The 14,221-nt window shown below is 38.4% G+C and carries 17 protein-coding genes; 8 read left to right on the plus strand and 9 right to left on the minus strand.

Features of this window, described 5'->3' with window-relative positions; genetic code table 11:
• Nucleotides 1-5 precede the first annotated feature (5 nt).
• The 7 genes from FFR60_RS02530 to FFR60_RS02560 all read right to left on the minus strand — a co-directional run bounded on the left by FFR60_RS02530 (nt 6) and on the right by FFR60_RS02560 (nt 3,229).
• Entirely contained in the window at nt 6-362 is a 357-nt protein-coding gene (locus FFR60_RS02530) for a hypothetical protein (RefSeq protein ID WP_137662876.1), read from the minus strand.
• Nucleotides 363-392: 30 nt separating this feature from the next.
• Nucleotides 393-890 carry a hypothetical protein gene (locus FFR60_RS02535; protein ID WP_137662877.1) on the minus strand — a complete coding sequence of 166 codons (498 nt, stop codon included), beginning with the start codon at nt 888-890 and terminating at the stop codon, nt 393-395.
• Nucleotides 891-1,212: 322 nt separating this feature from the next.
• Complete coding sequence (locus tag FFR60_RS02540) at nt 1,213-1,374, minus strand: hypothetical protein (protein WP_171004843.1); 162 nt, start codon at nt 1,372-1,374, stop codon at nt 1,213-1,215.
• Nucleotides 1,367-1,969, minus strand: a complete 603-nt coding sequence (locus tag FFR60_RS02545) for a hypothetical protein (RefSeq protein WP_137662878.1) — start codon at nt 1,967-1,969, stop codon at nt 1,367-1,369. The genes FFR60_RS02540 and FFR60_RS02545 overlap by 8 nt, the downstream gene beginning before the upstream one ends.
• Before the next feature lie 13 nt (nt 1,970-1,982).
• On the minus strand, nt 1,983-2,726 hold the full coding sequence (locus FFR60_RS02550) for a Rha family transcriptional regulator (protein WP_137662879.1): 744 nt from the start codon (nt 2,724-2,726) through the stop codon (nt 1,983-1,985).
• Nucleotides 2,723-3,025: a hypothetical protein gene (locus FFR60_RS02555; RefSeq protein ID WP_137662880.1), complete on the minus strand. Its 303-nt coding sequence runs from the start codon at nt 3,023-3,025 to the stop codon at nt 2,723-2,725. Before FFR60_RS02555 ends, FFR60_RS02550 begins: the two co-directional genes overlap by 4 nt.
• Nucleotides 3,026-3,037: 12 nt before the next feature.
• Nucleotides 3,038-3,229, minus strand: a complete 192-nt coding sequence (locus FFR60_RS02560; protein ID WP_137662881.1) for a hypothetical protein — start codon at nt 3,227-3,229, stop codon at nt 3,038-3,040.
• A gap of 292 nt (nt 3,230-3,521) precedes the next feature.
• Here FFR60_RS02560 and FFR60_RS02565 point away from each other — a divergent pair, with 292 nt between their 5' ends.
• The 4 genes from FFR60_RS02565 to FFR60_RS02580 all read left to right on the plus strand — a co-directional run bounded on the left by FFR60_RS02565 (nt 3,522) and on the right by FFR60_RS02580 (nt 6,736).
• Complete coding sequence (locus tag FFR60_RS02565) at nt 3,522-3,956, plus strand: helix-turn-helix domain-containing protein (protein WP_137662882.1); 435 nt, start codon at nt 3,522-3,524, stop codon at nt 3,954-3,956.
• On the plus strand, nt 3,943-5,088 hold the full coding sequence (locus FFR60_RS02570) for an ImmA/IrrE family metallo-endopeptidase (protein WP_171004844.1): 1,146 nt from the start codon (nt 3,943-3,945) through the stop codon (nt 5,086-5,088). The genes FFR60_RS02565 and FFR60_RS02570 overlap by 14 nt, the downstream gene beginning before the upstream one ends.
• A 10-nt stretch (nt 5,089-5,098) precedes the next feature.
• Nucleotides 5,099-5,479, plus strand: coding sequence for a hypothetical protein (locus tag FFR60_RS02575; protein WP_137662884.1), 381 nt, complete (start codon nt 5,099-5,101; stop codon nt 5,477-5,479).
• Between the two features lie 114 nt (nt 5,480-5,593).
• On the plus strand, nt 5,594-6,736 hold the full coding sequence (locus FFR60_RS02580; RefSeq protein WP_137662885.1) for a tyrosine-type recombinase/integrase: 1,143 nt from the start codon (nt 5,594-5,596) through the stop codon (nt 6,734-6,736).
• 99 nt (nt 6,737-6,835) lie between these two features.
• On the opposite strand, the gene hbs is transcribed toward FFR60_RS02580, so the two are convergent.
• Nucleotides 6,836-7,111, minus strand: coding sequence for a non-specific DNA-binding protein Hbs (gene hbs, locus FFR60_RS02585; RefSeq protein ID WP_088935161.1), 276 nt, complete (start codon nt 7,109-7,111; stop codon nt 6,836-6,838).
• Nucleotides 7,112-7,445: 334 nt separating this feature from the next.
• On the opposite strand from hbs, the gene FFR60_RS02590 reads away from it, so the two are divergent.
• Entirely contained in the window at nt 7,446-9,002 is a 1,557-nt protein-coding gene (locus tag FFR60_RS02590) for an AcpB/EbpR/MafR family transcriptional regulator (RefSeq protein ID WP_137662886.1), read from the plus strand.
• Nucleotides 8,947-10,482, plus strand: a complete 1,536-nt coding sequence (locus FFR60_RS02595) for an AcpB/EbpR/MafR family transcriptional regulator (protein ID WP_137662887.1) — start codon at nt 8,947-8,949, stop codon at nt 10,480-10,482. Before FFR60_RS02590 ends, FFR60_RS02595 begins: the two co-directional genes overlap by 56 nt.
• 2 nt (nt 10,483-10,484) lie before the next feature.
• On the opposite strand, the gene FFR60_RS02600 is transcribed toward FFR60_RS02595, so the two are convergent.
• The gene (locus FFR60_RS02600) at nt 10,485-10,874 is read right to left on the minus strand and encodes a hypothetical protein (RefSeq protein WP_137662888.1); all 390 of its coding nucleotides are present in this window, start codon (nt 10,872-10,874) and stop codon (nt 10,485-10,487) included.
• Nucleotides 10,875-11,167: 293 nt separating this feature from the next.
• Between FFR60_RS02600 and ald the strand changes: the two genes are divergently transcribed.
• Nucleotides 11,168-12,304 (plus strand): alanine dehydrogenase, encoded by a 1,137-nt coding sequence (ald, locus tag FFR60_RS02605; RefSeq protein WP_137662889.1) that lies wholly within the window; start codon nt 11,168-11,170, stop codon nt 12,302-12,304.
• Between the two features lie 83 nt (nt 12,305-12,387).
• A complete protein-coding gene (locus FFR60_RS02610) occupies nt 12,388-14,088 on the plus strand; it encodes a M3 family oligoendopeptidase (protein ID WP_137662890.1) in 1,701 nt (566 codons plus the stop codon).
• The last annotated feature ends 133 nt before the right edge of the window (nt 14,089-14,221 follow it).

Genomic DNA, 14,221 nt, shown 5'->3' on the forward strand with positions numbered 1-14,221 from the left:
CCTCCTTATAAATTATCTAGTATCCGCATAATCGAATTACCTAACTTTAAATGCTTGTCGATGTCGTCTGTTAGGTCAAAATCATTCATGTAGCGGTCTAAAAGTTTTGTGTAAACGTCTCTTTTTAATTCGATTTTTTCGGCTGTTGCAGTGTTAATCGTTCTACCTTTATATTCGCCTAGTGCTTTGATTGTTCGTTTTGATCCAGAACCATCGACTTCTATAAATCCACCCGTTTTTAGTTGGCTGATGTACGATTTGATTGAGTTGTCGTTGATGTCTAAGGCAGAAGTAATCTCTTCATTTGTAGCATTTGGATTATCTCTAATGAAATCCGCTACTCGTTTTTTATTGGTTTGCATGGTATAATCTCCTTATATAACTCATTTTGCTTAGCTTACTTCGTTGGCGGACGAGGTAGGCTCTTGTTTTTGCTTTTGTTTAAAAAGATATTGTTCAAAAAGCCTGACTGAGTCTTCGCTAACTTCGCGGCAATTTGATAGGCTTCTAAGTAGAACCTCTATCAGACTAGCTATTTTTATGTGTTCCCCATTGTCTGTTTTTAACGTCTCAATGTGCTCAAGGGCATAATCAAGACTGTGTTCGATTTGTTCCATTTCAATGACACGATCATTCATATTTGTCTTAAATCTATCTGCTTCTTCCTGAATTTCATTTAGCACGGTGCTATTATTCTCCGATCGGCGGCCACAATTGAATCCAATTAAAAACATACTGTGCATAATACTCCATCGCTCTTTCGGATATTTCTTGATTAAATAATTTGCTAAATCAAGTACATCATTTGAGTAAGGCTCCTCTCCGATTAGTCGTTCATCCTCTTCGTATCCCAGACCATAAGTTAGATATGGAGTTTCATTGTTACTCATTTTTCATACCTCCTCTCATTAACTATGCGTTCTATTCCTTCTAACTCAGAATTCTCAAACATGTTTACCCTCCCTTTTTATATAACGAACAATAACGTATAAAACCGGTCAAAACAATTAAAATAATCGTTTTAAATAACAATATAAAAATTATTAATTCCGCTAACGTAGGGAATCACGTAACTTTTAAAATATTGGTGTTTATATCCGCATGTCCGGGAAATATCAATACCTCTTTGATTTCCATACAAATTAATGTCTCCTCTAACCGCGACTATCAAGTAGCTTTCAAATTAATTATTAAGAATTCATTAAGAGACATCTAGCTATTTTTTTGCCGTTGATCGTATTCCCAGTCATCGTATTTAAAGAAGAGCAACAAACCGATACCGACGAATAGACTAATCTTCAACAATAGAGGCAGCACAGTTGCCACGCCACCGAATAAGATCGATGCTAAGACTAGATTGACCTTCTTATTCATCTGTTTGTTCCTCCATCTTTACTAAAATTTGTCTGTAACCTTCAACTAACGATTCTCTAGCCTCAAGTTCACCTTCTTCATATCGTCGTATGATGTCCGATATAACACTTTTTGGAATAGTGATTTCACCGTCAATAATTGGAAACATTGAATCATCATAAGGTGTATAAAACGGATGATAGGAACCTTTCAGTTGGGCTATACTTTTATGCGGATCGTCGTAGTCTCTAAATTTGAAATAGACTTCAATCTGAATTAGTGTGTCTTCACCTACTTTTTCCCGATCAAGGATCACTTGAATATCTTCAATGATCTTTTGTGATACATACCAGATGCCATCTTGTTGAGTGAACTCCTTTGCTGGATAGTGCTTGAAAACTGGATATTCCTTTTTAAATTCTTTCAACGTTTTATGTTCTAGATTGAATTCTGAAAATATCCCTTGATCCATAGCCGTTTTTGTTGGATTACCTGTTTCAGTAAGCATCCCGTCTCTTACCATCATTCTGTATACTTCATCTTTTGATACATCGATGTACTGGCTGACAGCGAACCGATACGCCTGTTCCACTAATGGTGGATAAATGACTCTCATTGAAAAACCTCCTCTATTCGTCTTTCCAAACGCCGTACTTGATCGCGAATTCTTTGACTACCGCCAAATAGATTTCAAGTAAACGTTTGTTTTCGCCAATTACGTCTAATTTGTTAGTTTTATTAATCTTGGTTTGTGATGCACCTGATCTAGACATACGATTACGTTTATTTTCTAGCCTGATGGATAAGTTGGAATTTGCACGTCGATCGAGTTCTTGATAAATTTCTGAATGAATTTCTTGGTACGCACCGAATCCGCCCTGGGTCTTTGCCATTTGTCTAATCAGGTATTGCGATTCTTTTCGCCAATCGGTTGTATTGAGTGCAACGATCTCAGTGATACTATCAACTTTTGTTTCAATACGTTTTGTTTCCAACTCTTGTTTCGCTAATGATGTAACTACGCTATTCATAAATTGAAGTTCTGGGCTTAAATTGGATGTATCTAGTTGCTGTTTGATGTGATTCTCCATTTGGTTGAATCGTTCGATATAAGCAACCGCGAATTGTGTTCCTTTGGCTCCAGTCATTCGTGTACTATACAGCTCGCAACCTTTTTTAGTGCATTCAAAGCAGGGCCTTTCTTGATTGTTCGCATCTTTATAAGTTGATTCAATGAAATAACTGCCCACGCCAATTTTGGCTTCGGCTAGATGCTCGATAATACCCCTCATATCTCTAATGACTTTACTGTGATCTCTTCCTACCATCCCTGCTACTTCCACGCTATTAATTGTTTGTTCTAATTGATTCATGCTATTGCCTCCTTTAAAATTTCTTTCGGTGTTACTTTTTTTACTCTGTATTTGTTCACATCTTTCCATCGTAGAAACCAAATGAATGTATGAACATGGATGAAAGTTGTAGAATGACCAGGTCTGATAATCCCTTCTTTAAACTCGTCAATGTCTTCCATCTCCTTGCAGTATTCAACAAGTGTTGTCTTCGACATTCCGTGAAACATTTTTAAGATCAAACCCTGTCGATACCAATCGTCTGGTTTCACATTCTTTTCTGCAGATTCGATCAACTCTGCTAGCGTCGGCTTCCTCAATGTCACCACCTCCTATCTAATTTTGTAAAAGTCAATGATAGCCAAAAGTGTTTCGTGAGCTTTTTTACTTTGGTTCTTTCCAGAAAGATAATCGTTTAAATCTTGTCTGGGAAGATTGAAATATGTCGCTACACTGATTAATGAAATACCTTTCTTTTCAAAATAGTCACGAATCTTTTGTCGGCTTACCGCTGTATCCGGCATACTATCCACTCCTTTCTAAATTGTTTTGTAAGTCAGTTCGACAAAAGTATAATTTTTTATTGACATTCCGGTTAAAGTTTTATACTATTTAGGTACAAAGAAATAAGCCCATAATATCCCCGTGTGTTGCATTCAGTCGGCAAACTAATGGTACTTATTGGGAAGTTGTATTTCATTTTTATTCTGTTGAACTAACTTACAAGAGAAAGTATAGTATAAAACTTTATATTTGTAAATGTTTTTCGGTTAATATTTTATACTATAACGTTTCTCTACGAAAGGAGACAGACTCATGACCCTTTTTGAAAGGATTTCTGAGCTAGCAAAAAAACAACATATTGGATTAAAAGAATTAGCAGTTAAACTGGGTTTAAGCGAAAGCGCTATTTATCAATGGCGAAAAAGTAGTCCAAAGTCTGAGTCTCTTGAAAAAGTCGCTGACTATTTCCATACTACTACTGATTATCTATTAGGTCGCACGGACAACCCGAATATTCCTACAACGCCGGAAGAAGATTTTGGTGATCTCCTGTGGGATGAGAACGCTCAGAATTTTGTTACTACTGATGCGGTCAAGGAGAGTGATACTCCTGAGTATTTTGCTATTCAGCGAAAATCAAAAAAGCTGAACCAAAAAGATCAGCAGCGCTTGTTGAAAATTATGGAAGCCACTTTTGATGATCTAGATAACGGTGACTTTGAAGAAGATGACGATGATGACCTCTAAACCACAAAGTAAACCTGATTACGGGTTAGCACAACAAATTGCATATGAAACGGTACTATCTAGTAATCAACAAAAATTACCTTTGTCAATTAAGAAACTAATTAAAAGCATACCTAATCTTCATATACAAAAATATTCTAGTTTTGCAAAAAAAAGAGGTCTGACACGTGAAGAAACATATGAAATAACGGATTCGGAAGAAGGATGCCTCTGGATGCGGAACGACGGACAATATATCATACTTTACAATGAATTAGTAGAAAATTCAGGGCGAATTCGCTTCACCCTTGCACATGAACTAGGCCACTACCTTTTGAAGCACAATGAGAAAACAAAGAAAACTCTCTTGGCACGCTATTCATTAACAAATGAGGAGTATGATATATTCGAAAAAGAAGCAAACTATTTCGCAAAACGATTATTAGCACCTATACCGTTAGTAGATCTTTATGTCGCGAGTTGGTCTAGAATCTATCCCGAATGTATTGAATTTGCCTTTGATACTTCTTTTACGGTTGCCAATTATATTATTAATGATCTACATCGAAGGCAAAGAAATGCAAATATTGTATGCGAGGGGCACCCACTCACCCATAATTTCATTGACTACATTAACATAGATAGTTCATCGCAAATTTGCATGAATTGCCATTCTCCGCAGCCATCGACTCACAAATTTTGCGCCTTCTGTGGTAGTAACGAGATGATCAAATCCACGGCAAAAAGTTATACTAGCTATTTTCTAGAAAGGAGGAAAGTGATGATTTATTCAAAAATAGAAACAAATGAACAAGGAACGCCTTTAGTGTGTCCTAGGTGTGAAGCGGAAAATTTGGATGATAACTTCAAATATTGTCCCTATTGTACAACTTTTTTACACAATGTTTGTTTGGGTAAAGAGGAAGACAAATTTGTCAAGACAATTAACGGTGAGATTGAACTAACAGTCGCTGAAAGATATGATCAAAATGGCTGTTCAAATGGTAATTTGGATGGGGGATTTAGGTATTGTCCAGAATGTGGTTGTGAAACTTCTTACAATGAGCAAGGGTTACTAGATAATTGGAGAACAGAGAAAGATAGTAACTCAGATCCCTTTAAATCAGCTGAATTTACAGAACTTCCATTTTAGGAGGAATAAAATGGCTTACTACGAATATGTTCCAGAAAACCCCTTAGATTTTACTCATCCATTCATGACAATTAGTCAAATGAAAAAAATGCTAACTCGTAACTATGAAAAACCTCGAGATTATTACCTATATGGAGAATCTCCTGAAGAGCTAATTACAGATTTAGAAAAACAAATTGATGAAGTTTTCCCAAATGGAATTGATGAATCTGAGTTAAGAATGCCGGTTCTAGTATTTCCGATTCCGACCGGAGAAATGTGGGCGCCTGTAAAATATTGCTTTATAGTTAAACATGATGCAAATGGAATAACATATATCTACTCACCAATTAGAATTCCTTTTCTTGAAAATAATGGAGGATTTCTGCAGAAAAAAGACAATATCGTTTAACACAAAAACACGATCCCTACCCCGCCAAGAGTTAGATCGTGTTCAAATAAATCACCTATAGGCATAGGTTTATTTTGTTGTGCCTATTATAGCAAATAATAGGAGGTATTTACAATGTGGGTTGAACAAACCAAAGACGGTCGATTCAAATATATCGAACGCTACACTGATCCTTATACTGAGAAAACTCGAAAAAAATCAGTGACACTGAATAGCCAATCTAAACAAGCGTGGAATAAAGCGTTAAGTATCTTGAATGATAAAATTGAAAATGAGCTGGTCAAAAAGAAAATTGACAAAGTCCCCTTCCAAAAAGTTTATACTGAGTGGGAAAATAATTATTTTAAATCGTTGCGACCTAACTCAAAGAACACATATACAGCTATTCGAAAAATTATTTTCAAGTCTATCAATGAAGACATATTAATTTCTAACATTGATACAAGACTATTGCAGAATTTCTTTGCCTCTCTCGACTATTCTCGGACCTATATCGCGCATATAAAGTCAAACCTTAACTTAGTATTCAAGTATGCGATTAAACTAGGCTACGCCGATAAAAACCCCGTAGAACACGTGGAGATTATTCCTAAAGCGAAAACGCTAGAAGATATTGAACGAATTGAAGACAAGTATCTTGAAAAAAGTGAAGTTAAATTGATCCTTGATCAACTATATAAAAGTCGCTTAACTTTTCGCGTCGGGCGACTAGCTGAATTTATGTATTTAACCGGGGTTCGTTTCGGCGAAGCTGTTGCCCTTCAAGAAGAAAATTTCGACTTAGAAAATAATGTCGTTCATATTAGAGGAACTATTGACTATAGCAAGGGTTACAAACAAAAAGCGATCGGACCTACCAAGACTCAGAAATCAAATAGAGATGTCCAATTGACTCAACGGACTGTTGATCTAGTAAAACGTACTTTTGAGGAAAATAAACTAGATTTGCTATCCGAATCTGGATTTAGTAACGACGGCTTCGTTTTTGTGACTCGATCAGGTACGCCAATGCAAAATAGTTCATTCAATCGATCATTTTCCGCTGCGGGTAAAAAAAGTGGAATTCACAAACGATTAACTTCTCACATTCTTAGACATACCCATGTATCATTACTCGCCGAACAGAACACGCCTTTGAAAGCAATTATGGATCGAGTAGGACATGAAGATGCAGACGTCACAAATAAAATCTATACGCACATCACCGATAAAATGAAGACTGACTTAATCAGCCAACTAGAAGAGAATGGTTTATAATCATTCTTTTTCTTTTTGCCCCTTTCCTGCCCCTTTTGACCTTAGTATAAAACAAAAACCTGCTAGAGCCTCACAGCCCCAACAGGTTTGATGTCGATACTATTTTACAGCGTCTTTTAATTGCTTACCAGCTTTAAAAGCAGGTGATTTGCTAGCTGCGATGGTGATTTCTTCACCTGTTTGAGGGTTGCGGCCTTTACGGGCAGCACGTTCGCGTACTTCGAAGTTACCAAAGCCGATAACTTGCACTTTTTCGCCAGCTTTCAACGATGTTTGGATACCATCAAATAATGCATCTACCGCTGATGTTGCGTCTTTTTTTGTCAATCCAGTCTTTTCTGCTACTTGTTCAACTAAACTTTGTTTATTGATCATAATGTATAGCCTCCACTATCTTTTTTAATGTATTCCATAGATAATTCTATTCGTTATTGGCGAGAAAGGCAACACTTAAAACTCTATTTAATTTTTTTTCGTTTTTCCACTTTTTTCGATTTTTTTAATTGCGAATTAAAAAAATAAAAAATTTAGTAAAAATTCTTTTAATTCATTTGTATTTTTCCTTATTAAATTGGTATCCTTAATTATAATTATTCTTAATCATAGTTTGTTAAATAACAAAAATGACAGCAAATTAAGAATTGCAGGCTTGTTTTAACACTCTTTTAACATTATATTAAATAAAAAAATATTCGAGGAGTTTTCACTTATGAATTTAAGAGGGTTAATGAAAAAGGATAACATCCGAAGACTGCGAATTATTGAAATGCTTTATTTTGCAAAAGAACCATTATCTTCCTATCAATTTATGGATGAGCTGGGATGTTCACTGCCTGTACTGCTCAATGATCTGCGTTTCTTAACTGGAGACGACCTGCCATTTAGCATTAATAAAGATAAAAGACTTTATTCTATTGAATTTGCTGACAATGCTTCAATCGATGCGGTCTATTCTTACATGATCCGCAGCAATCTAGAATATCAAATTATCGAATGTCTCCTTTTTGAAGAAAATGAGAGCATCCAAACTACTGCCAAACAGCTAAACTGCAGCTCTTCTAATATGCAGCGTTATCTGATCACTACTAGGGAGCTCTTAGCAGAATGGGACCTGGAACTCCTTAAACGCCCGCTCATGATCAAAGGAGATGAATTAGCGATTCGCCACTTTTATTATATTTTCTTTAAAGAAGCGCGGGTTCCGTTTTCTAATTATAAGTTTTCGCTTAGATTAGTGAAGGCTGTCGATCAGCTGATTCGTCAAATTTTGCTAGATAATGAAATCAAGAATAATATGAACCTTCATTTTCGCTTGATGCATAGCTTCTTGATCGCCTTACGACGCTTGAATAAGAATCACAAGATCAAACGACTTTATAAAGACAGCGGGTTAGTGATTCCAAAAGCAAAAGAGCTTCCCCGATTAGTTCGATTGATCAGGCAAGAAACCGATCTTACCTTCACAGAGACCGACTTGAAGGAATGCTTGTGGCCGTTGTTTAGCCATCAACTGATCTTAAACCGCAAGCAGCAATCGATTGTTCATAAAAAGAATAAAAATCTAGCAAGTTTTTATGAAACGCATCATTTTTTATTGGAAGAAGTCAACACTCTATTGACGGTCCCGCTTTCACAGGAGGAGATGGTGGAAGCGATGCGGCTATTAGGAAATGAACTATTCTGCTTCTATCCGGATAAATGCCCGCTGGAAATCGTGCAGGAGTCCGATAGATTGATTATGAATCTGATGGATAAAAAATATAGTCCAGAATTAAGGCGGCTTAAAAATGTGATCCGTGATTTTTTAATTCCTCAAGAAAAAGAAGACTTCTTGCCGCTTTATCTTGGCTGCTTGGTCACTGCCATCAACAATATCTTCCAGCGCCTTACTAAGTTTGATAAACATATTAGAGTACTTTTATTATCGGATGCCTCTAATTCTCACGAGCGTTTTTGGCAATCTATTTTTCCCGCGTATATCAAGGGATCAGTGATCTATGAATATTTTGAAACACCATATATTTTACAGCAGCAGCTAACTAGGCTGACAAAGAACTATGACCTGATCGTAACCAATGTGACCATGAACGGTTTGCGATCCGCCTGTCCGGTAATCGCAATCAATGCTTACCCGACCGCAAGAGATTTTGATCGGATTCAAAATTTTATTAATGATTTTGATTTATTACCATCACGAAAGGAACTATCTAATGAACTTACACCGACTATTGAAACGAGAAAATCAGCGTCAATTGCAACTGATTGAGACGCTGTACTATTCTCAACGACCTCGTTCAAGTGAAGAGCTGGCAGAAATTATTCAGTGTACCATCCCAATTGTGCTAAACGATATTCGCGCGATCAATAAGCAAAGCGACTATTATAAAGTCGTTCGCGAAAACAGTCTTTATCACTTTGAATTAAAGGATAATGCCACACTTGATGTCCTTATTTCAACCATGCTCACCAATTCATTGTCATTTAAGATTTTAGAGGTGCTTTTCTATGAAGAATCCCACTCTTTAATCGATCTTTCAAAGCGATTATTCTGCAGCCTGAGCACCGTTCAAGCCGCCATGAACAATTTGCAGGAGGTGCTGTCAGAATGGAAAATAAATGTTAGGCGCCGACCATTCCGCTTGACCGGAAATGAAATCGCCATTCGCCATTTATATTTCTTGTATTTCTCAGAAAAAAAAGCCCTTCGAGAGGACACGCCCTTCAGCTCTGAATTTTTCCATTTTGGAGACGAGGTCGTTCGCTCGATGATCGCCAATAATCAGTTAAAAACATCATTGGCTCAGTATAATCGTTTGAACTTATCCTTCTTTATCAGTTTGGTTCGAATCTCAAATGAACACCATATGACTTCGCGGATATTGCGATCCACCGCAATCAATGTTCCTAGTCAGCGGGCGATCAATAATTTTAACTACTTTTTACGAAAAGAAATGGATATCTTTTATTCTGAAGACATCATGAAGGAAAGCTTCTGGCTGCTCTATTCTGATTTGTTTTTATTGGGAGAAGAACAAACCGCACGAGTATTAGAAACAAACCCTTATACGGCCTATCACTATGAGACGCATTTTATCTTTGCGGAAAAGCTGAGTAAGATGCTGGTCCATCCTTTGACGGAACTTCAAAAGGAGCAGCTGGCGACGATTTTGATCAATCAACATCTCTTCCATGCGAACACGAAAGAATTTATCAGTGTGCTGCAGGATCGAAAAAGGGAATGTCTGAACCTATTGGATACCTTTCATGCTCACTGTGTCCATCAGCTGCGTAATTTAGTGATTAAATTCACAGAAGAATACCGTCTATTTAGATCACCGGAGTTTATCGACAATTACATTTATCAAATTATCGCAACGGTTCCTAGTTGTTTAACTGGGCTGAAACAAATCGATAAGACTGTCAATCTGCTGATCGTTTCCAGTGATTCTAAAATGCAGGAAAGTTTAATGGCTGAGCTGTTGCGTCTTTCTCTTAGAGGAAATTATGCGATTCACCAGGTCAATGTCAAACAATTACATAGTACAAGCTATCGAAAAGTTTTCGAAGAATATGATATTGTCATCAGCACTTCCACCTTCGATGTTCCAAATTGCAAAACACCAATCATCGCCGTTGAACTTTGCCCCAGCGTCCATTCAATCAATAGAATTCAAAAAATGATCGACCAAATTATCTTAGAAGATACGCAATTCACAGTAAGATTAATCGAAAAAGGACTTGAGTAGGGTTACTCAAGTCCTTTTTCTTCTCTTAAACGCGTCAGCTCTTTATCCATCGACGCTTTTTCTGCTGTCAGGCTGTCAATCATCCGCTGATATTTGTCCTTACCATTTTTCTTGCGGATCAGATTTAGCTGAATCGCTGAAAACAAGATGACGGCTAGCGATAGAATGACGATCACAGCGAAAATAACGCTTAATTCCATTCTAAATAGTGTATATAGTAACACGATCAGGCCAATCACGATCTCGGCGATACTGAGTTTGGCTCGGCGTCCGCCTCCAAAAATGATCCGCTTCAGCGTGGGTCCGTTCAATAATTCTTCGTAGCGAGTCAAGCGAGCTTCAAGAAAGCTGACTTGCTCTTTCAATAGATCAATTCGTTGATTATCCGGCATAGTGACTTCGCTCCTTAATATCCTTCTACTTATTATCGCTAGTAATCCTCGTTTTCGCAAATATTTTATTTATCATTATAAAAATAATTACTTTTTATAGTCATCCCTCGATGGGAAGTTGTTAAGCCGAATATCCCTTCCATTAGAATATGTAAAGGATCTCATTTGGTCACAATCATTCAGCGCCACTAAATACTTTGCGAATTCTTAGTTGAAATTGTTTGGAAAACCTGTACAATTAATATGTAAGCGAATCCACTTCGTATACGAATCGTTAAGAAGGAGTGTGTCAAATGATTATTGGAATTCCAAAAGAAATCAAGAACAATGAAAACCGTGTTGCCCTTCCCCCATCTGGAGTATTTGATCTGACAAATCGTGGTCATCAAGTGTTAGTTGAAAAAGATGCCGGCAAAGGTTCTGCGATCACAGACGAAGAGTATGCTGCCGCAGGTGCAACGATGATCGACAAGGCTGCTGATGTTTGGGCAGCGGATATGGTCATGAAAGTTAAAGAGCCGCTTCCCGAAGAATATCAATATTTCCGTAAAGGATTATTACTATTCACTTATCTGCATTTAGCTGCAAACAAACCTTTAACTGAAGCTTTAGTCAACAGCGGTGTCAATGCAATTGCTTACGAAAATGTTCAACCGGCAGACAACACATTGCCATTACTTGCACCAATGAGTGAGATCGCTGGACGTATGGCGGCTCAAATCGGTGCCAACTATCTAGAACGCGTCAACGGCGGAAAAGGTATCTTGCTATCCGGCGTACCAGGCGTACGTCGCGGAAATGTTGTCGTTATCGGCGGCGGCGTTGTTGGCTTGAATGCTGCAAAATTAGCTTTAGGTTTAGGTGCCAACGTAACGATCCTAGATGTCAGCGTTCCACGTCTGAAAGAATTGGATATTATCTTTGGCAACCGGGTTCAAACCATGATGTCAAACAGCTTCAACATCCAAGAATGTCTGAAAACGGCTGATTTAGTTATCGGCGCTGTTTTGATTCCAGGACACAAAGCACCGACTTTAGTTTCTAAAGAAATGGTCGCTAATATTCCTGATCACTCAGTAATCGTCGATGTGGCGATTGACCAAGGCGGAATCTTTGAAACAGAAGATCGGGTAACGACTCACGATGATCCGACTTATGTTAAAGAAGGTGTCGTTCACTATGCTGTAGCCAATATGCCGGGAGCTGTTCCGCAAACCGCTACTTACGCATTAAGCAACAGCACAATGAACTATGCTAACTTATTAGCAAATAATTCATTAGAAGAATTATTGAAAGATAACTTGGCACTTCGTCGCGGCGTCAATACTTACAATGGCAAACTGACGATCGAAGCTGTAGCTAAAGATTTAGCGATGGATTACACACCAATCGATGAATTGTTAAACGAAGAATTAATGATGAACTCTTAAAAAACAGGAAGAACCTGTCAGCGTCTGCTGGCAGGTTTTTTTGTTATAATTAATTGAATTCTTTTTATTATAGGAGGTCCACCATGCTTTTTTCTGATTTTCCCTACGAAAACCCTGATCTTGCTCAATACGAAATCGACTTTATCACTTGCGTGCAGCAATTTATTGAAGCAAGTGATTATTCAGATGCGAAACAAACACTGCACGAACTGAACCATTTGCGCAGCGATCTCTTCAAAAACTTTAAAATAGCCTCTATCCGTTTTTCGATCGATACCAATGATCACTATTACGGGATTGAGAATGAATTTTGGGATTACAACGAACCGATCGTGAACCAGATTCATAAACACTTTTACGAAAGTCTGCTGGACTCCCCTTTCCGTCCGCAATTGGAAAAAGATTTTCCGGAAACGCTCTTTCTTTTTGCGGAGGATCAATCTCAGCTGATGGCTGAATCTGTGATCGTATTAATGCAGCAAGAAAATGATGTTGTCAGTCAATACAGCACGTTGATCGCATCAGCCGAAATCGAATTTGACGGAAAAGTGCGAACCCTTTCTGAATTGTCGGCCTTTTTTACCGAACCGGATCGTAAAATACACCAAGCGGCACAAAAAGCCTATGAAGACTTTTTTGTTGCCCATGAACAGGAACTTGATACGATTTTTGATCAGATGGTACACATTCGTCATCAGCAGGCGCAAAAATTAGGCTTTGATCATTTCGTTGAATACGGCGATCGCCAAATGAACCGCTGGGGCTATGATCGTTCTCAGCTGCAGGATTTTCGCCGCTTTATTCTCGAAAAAGTGGTTCCCATCAACCAAAGACTCTATCAGCGGCAGCAAGAGCGGTTAGGTCTTGAAACATTGAACTATTATGATCTGCCGCTGGTTTTTCCTAACGGCAACCCGCGACCGCAGGCAAACGCTGAAGCGTTAGTCCAACAGGCCCAGACTATGTATCACGAATTATCCCCAGAGACAGGTGCATTTTTCGATAAAATGATCCAACAGGAATTGCTAGACTTGATTAGTCGTCCCGGCAAGCAAAGCGGCGGCTACTGTGAATATATCGATGAATTTAAAGTGCCTTTTATCTTTGCTAATTTCAACGGTACCTCGGAAGATGTCGATGTTTTGACTCACGAAGCAGGCCACGCCTTCCAAACCTATCTCTCAAGCTGGATCGAAGAAACTGAGCTGGTCTTTCCGACTTCGGATACTGCTGAGATCCATTCGATGAGTATGGAATTTTTGACGTGGCCTTGGATGGATAAATTTTTCGGCACAGACAGCGAGAAATACAAATTCGCTCATTTGAGCAGCGCCCTGCAATTCTTACCCTATGGTGCCTTGGTGGATCATTTTCAAGAAGAGGTTTATCTGTATCCTGACTGGTCGCCTGCAAAACGGAAAAATCGCTGGCGCGAGCTGGAGCAGCTTTATTGCCCGGAAAATAATTATCAAGAATCCGAAGCCTTAGCCCGCGGGATCTATTGGTATCGTCAAGGACACATTTTTGAATCGCCCTTCTATTACATCGACTACACCTTGGCGCAGGTTTGCGCGTTGCAATTTTGGGAACGCACGATCGTTGAAAAGGACCCGACGGCTTGGGAAGATTATCTTGCGATTTGTCGCGTCGGCGGCACCAAGACCTTTTTGGAGACAGTCCAGTTAGGTCACCTCGCCTCACCCTTTGACTATGAAAAAATGACCGAGCTGTTAAATACAGTCGATCATTATCTAGCCGAGATTCCGGAAACTGAATTAAGTTAATAAAAAACCTGCTGATTGTACCGACCCCCAAAAGTTAGACCAAAAATCTAACTTCGGGAGGTCGGTATTTTTATGGCTAAATATAGTTTTGAACTCAAGGTAAAAATCGTTCAAGAGTATCTTGACGGGAAAG

It is taken from the genome of Enterococcus hulanensis (assembly GCF_005405485.1).
Classification (GTDB): domain Bacteria; phylum Bacillota; class Bacilli; order Lactobacillales; family Enterococcaceae; genus Enterococcus_A; species Enterococcus_A hulanensis.